3 protein-coding genes and 1 pseudogene are annotated in these 4016 nt (G+C 72.1%); 2 read left to right on the top strand and 2 right to left on the bottom strand.

The annotated features are described in order from the left end of the window. Both ACXAID_RS27285 and ACXAID_RS27280 read right to left on the bottom strand, forming a co-directional pair. On the bottom strand, positions 1–418 hold a 418-nt coding region (locus ACXAID_RS27285; RefSeq protein ID WP_475025298.1), incomplete at its 3' end, for a pullulanase. A gap of 6 nt (positions 419–424) precedes the next feature. Further along, positions 425–1897, bottom strand: a complete 1473-nt coding sequence (locus ACXAID_RS27280; protein ID WP_475025297.1) for a CCA tRNA nucleotidyltransferase — start codon at positions 1895–1897, stop codon at positions 425–427. Between the two features lie 85 nt (positions 1898–1982). On the opposite strand from ACXAID_RS27280, the gene ACXAID_RS27275 reads away from it, so the two are divergent. Both ACXAID_RS27275 and ACXAID_RS27270 read left to right on the top strand, forming a co-directional pair. After that, complete coding sequence (locus ACXAID_RS27275) at positions 1983–2768, top strand: NUDIX hydrolase (RefSeq protein ID WP_475025296.1); 786 nt, start codon at positions 1983–1985, stop codon at positions 2766–2768. Continuing rightward, positions 2765–4016, top strand: a pseudogene (locus tag ACXAID_RS27270) (hypothetical protein); the annotation flags it as partial. The gene ACXAID_RS27275 and the pseudogene ACXAID_RS27270, both read left to right, overlap by 4 nt.

Here is a 4016-nt window from a genome sequence, read left to right as displayed (position 1 = left end):
GCCGCAGGTCCCACCGGCCGTCGCCGTCGGTGTCCACCCACGCCGACCCGGCGCCCAGCGCGCGGTCGGCCGTCCCGTCGCCGTCGACGTCGGACAACCGCTCGAGGGCCCCGTCCCCGTCCAGGTCGGGACCCTGCCCCGGATGTTCGAGACCGTCGAGCCCGAACCAGCGCAGCCCACCGCCGCGGTCGGCGCCCAGCCCCCAGGTCCCGGTCCCGTCATCGGTGACATGCCGCTCGGGCAGGCCGTCGTCGTCGAGGTCGAGAACCGCCGCGTCGGCGATCCCGTCGCCGTCGAGATCCAGCAGCGTGTCGTCGGTCAGGCCGTCGCGGTCGACGTCGATGCCGTCGAGGTGCGGCCCACCGTCGACGGTCCACATCGTCGCCGAACCGTCCGGCTCACCCAGGCAGTACTCCATACCTGATCAGACGCCGGCCGAGCCCCGCTCGTTCCACCACTTGACCAATTCGGCCACCGCCTCGTCGTGGTCCAGCGGGCCGCGGTCGAGCCGCAGCTCCTTGAGGTGATTCCAGGCCTGGCCGACCTGCGGACCCGCCGGGATGCCCAGGATCCGCATGATCTCGTTGCCGTCCAGGTCGGGGCGCACCCGGGCCAGATCCTCCTTGGCGGCGAGCTCCTCGATCCGGCGCTCCAGATCGTCATAGCTGGCCTGCAGCCGAGCCGCCCGGCGCCGGTTGCGGGTGGTGCAGTCCGCCCGAACCAGCTTGTGCAGCCGGCTCAGCAGCGGACCGGCATCGGTGACGTAGCGGCGCACCGCCGAATCGGTCCACCGGCCGTCGCCGTAGCCGTGAAAACGCAGATGCAGGTACACCAGCTGCGAGACGTCGTCGACCATCTGCTTGGAGTACTTCAGCGCCCGCATGCGTTTGCGGGTCATCTTCGCCCCGACCACCTCGTGGTGGTGGAAACTCACCCCGCCGTCGGGTTCGTGGCGACGGGTGGCCGGCTTTCCGATGTCGTGCAGCAGCGCCGCCCACCGCAGCACCAGGTCCGGACCCTGGTCACCTTCGAGGTCCATCGCCTGGCGCAGCACCGTCAGCGAATGCTGGTAGACGTCCTTGTGCTGGTGATGTTCGTCGATCGCCATCCGCATGGCCCCGATCTCGGGCAGCACCACCTCCCCCAGACCGGTCTGCACCATCAGGTCGATCCCGGCCACCGGGTCGGCACCCAGCAACAGTTTGTCCAGCTCGGCGGCGACCCGCTCGACCGTGATGCGGCCCAGCTGCGGCGCCATCTGCTCGAGCGCCGTCCGCACCCGCGGGGCCACCGCGAACCCCAGCTGCGAGACGAACCGCGCAGCGCGCAACATCCGCAGCGGATCGTCTCCGAAGGACACCTCCGGCGCCGACGGGGTGTCGAGCACCCCGGCCCGCAACGCCGCCAGCCCGCCGAGCGGATCGAGGAACTCGCCCGGACCGTCGGCGGTGATGCGCACCGCCATCGCGTTCACGGTGAAATCGCGGCGCACCAGATCGTCGGCCAGGTTGTCGCCGAACCGCACCTGCGGGTTACGCGAGACCTGGTCGTAGCTGTCGGCGCGGAACGTGGTCAGCTCCAGCCGGTCACCACCCTTGCCCACCCCGATGGTGCCGAATTCGATACCGGTGTCCCAGAGCGCATCGGCCCAGCCGCGCAGCATCCGCTGCATCTGCTCGGGCCGGGCGTCGGTGGTGAAGTCCAGATCCTCGCCCAGGCGGCCGAGCAACGCGTCACGCACACTTCCGCCGACCAGATACAGCTCATGGCCGTGCTCGGCGAACAGCCGGCCCAGCCCGCGCAGCACCTCGGCGTGTCGATTCAGCGACACCTGCGCAGCAGCCAGCAGCTCCACATCCGGTTCGCCGGCTGCGCTTTCTCGCCTAGGGTCCTGCACGTCCGATGAGCCTACTGGTCACAGCCGTATCACCGACCGGCGAGTGCGGCGAGGGGCGCCGAACATGCCAGCTACTATCGCTTGGGTGTCGGACGGCGAGCAGCCCAAACCACGACGGCGCCGGGGTCGGCGCCGCGGCCGACGCGCGGCAGGTCCACCCGAGGTGGGCGATCAGTCCCCCACCGGCAGTACCGGCCAGAACCCGCCCCGCTCCCCCGGTGAGCAATCCGGCCAGACCCCCAAACCCAAGAAGGCCCGGCCGCGACGCACCCCCGACCGGCTGCGCACCGTGCACGAGACGTCAGCCGGCGGCCTGGTCATCGACGGCATCGACGGCCCCAAGGACCGGCAGGTCGCGGCGCTGATCGGGCGCATCGACCGCCGCGGCCGGATGCTGTGGTCGCTGCCCAAGGGCCACATCGAGATGGGTGAGACCGCCGAGCAGACCGCGATCCGCGAAGTCGCCGAGGAGACCGGGATCCAGGGCAGCGTGCTGGCGGCGCTGGGCAGCATCGACTACTGGTTCGTCACCGAGGGACGCCGCGTGCACAAGACCGTGCACCATTACCTGATGAGATTTCTCGACGGCGAGCTGTGCGACGAAGACGTCGAGGTCACCGAGGTGGCCTGGGTGCCGCTGCACGAGCTGCCGGCCAAGCTGGCCTACGCCGACGAACGCCGGCTCGCCGCCGTCGCCGACGAACTGATCGACACCCTGCACACCGACGGTCCCGACGCGCTGCCGCCGCTGCCCCGCTCCGCCCCGCGCCGGCGTGGCCAGACCCACTCGCACACCCGCAAGCATCGTCCCGACCCCACCGCACAACCCCAGCCCGGCCGGCGGACGAACGGCTGCGGACAAGGACCGTGACGGAGCGGGCTAGAGTCTGGCTGCGCGTCGCCGCCGCGGTCTTGGCGCTCCTGTTCGCCGTCGCACCCACCTGGGCGGTGCCGTCGCACGCCCAGCCCGGGGCCACCGAGTTCCTGCGCCTGGACATCGCCGGCGTCACCCCCGAGGTGATGACCACCACCAGCGAACCGCTGGTGACCGTGACCGGCACGGTGCGCAACGTCGGAGACCGCCCGGTGCGCGACGTGGTGGTGCGCCTGGAACACGCCCCTGCGGTCACCACGTCGGCCGAACTGCGCACCGATCTGTCCGGCGACGTCGCCCAGTACCAGCCGGTGTCCGACTTCATCACCGTCGCACCCGAGATGGCCCGCGGCCAGGAGGTGCCGTTTCGGCTGGCCGTGCCGGTGCGCTCGGCCACCCACTCCTCGCTGGCCATCGACGAACCCGGCGTCTACCCGGTCATGGTCAACGTCAACGGCACCCCCGACTACGGGGCACCCGCCCGGCTGGACGACGCCCGCTTCCTGCTCCCGGTGATGGGGGTGCCGCCCGACCAGGGCTCCGGCGCCACGGTGTCCCGGCCGGCGTCGGACACGCTGGAATCCGCGGTCCCGCCGGACACCACCCGCCCGGTCGGGCTGACCATGTTCTGGCCGCTGGCCGACCGGCCCCGCCTGGCCGCCGGCCAGCCGGGGGGCACCACCCCGGTCCGGCTGATCGACGACGAGCTGGCGACGTCACTGGCCCCGGGCGGCCGGCTGGACACGCTGCTCTCGGCGGTCGAGTTCGCCACCAGCCTCGAGGTCGACCCCAGCGGGGAGGTCACCCGTGCGCTGTGCGTGGCCGTCGATCCGGACCTGCTCGTCACCGTCAACGCGATGACCGGCGGCTACGTCGTCAACGACGCCGCCGAAGCCGGGCCGCAGACCCCGACGCACCCGGGCGCCGGGCAGCAGGCCGCCACCGACTGGCTGAACCGGCTCAAGACGCTGGCCCAACGGATCTGCGTCGCCCCGACCGTGTACGCCCAGGCCGACCTCGACGCGCTGCGCCGGGTCGGCGACCCGGGCCTGTCGGCGATCGCGACCGACGGCGCGGTGGGCATCGTCGATCAGATCCTCGGCACCACCGCCGTCCGCGGCGCCACCCTGATCGGTGACGGACCGATCACCGCGCCGGCGATCCAGCTGCTCTCCGACGTGGCCGGTCAGGGCCGGACGGTGGCGATCGGGGCCGCCCGGCTGGCCGGCCCCGGCGATGCGGTGG

The sequence above is a fragment of the Mycobacterium sp. ABE4_509 genome (genome assembly GCF_056160785.1).
Note: the sequence above shows the minus strand (reverse complement) of the source record. Positions and strands in the feature narration are given on the sequence as shown.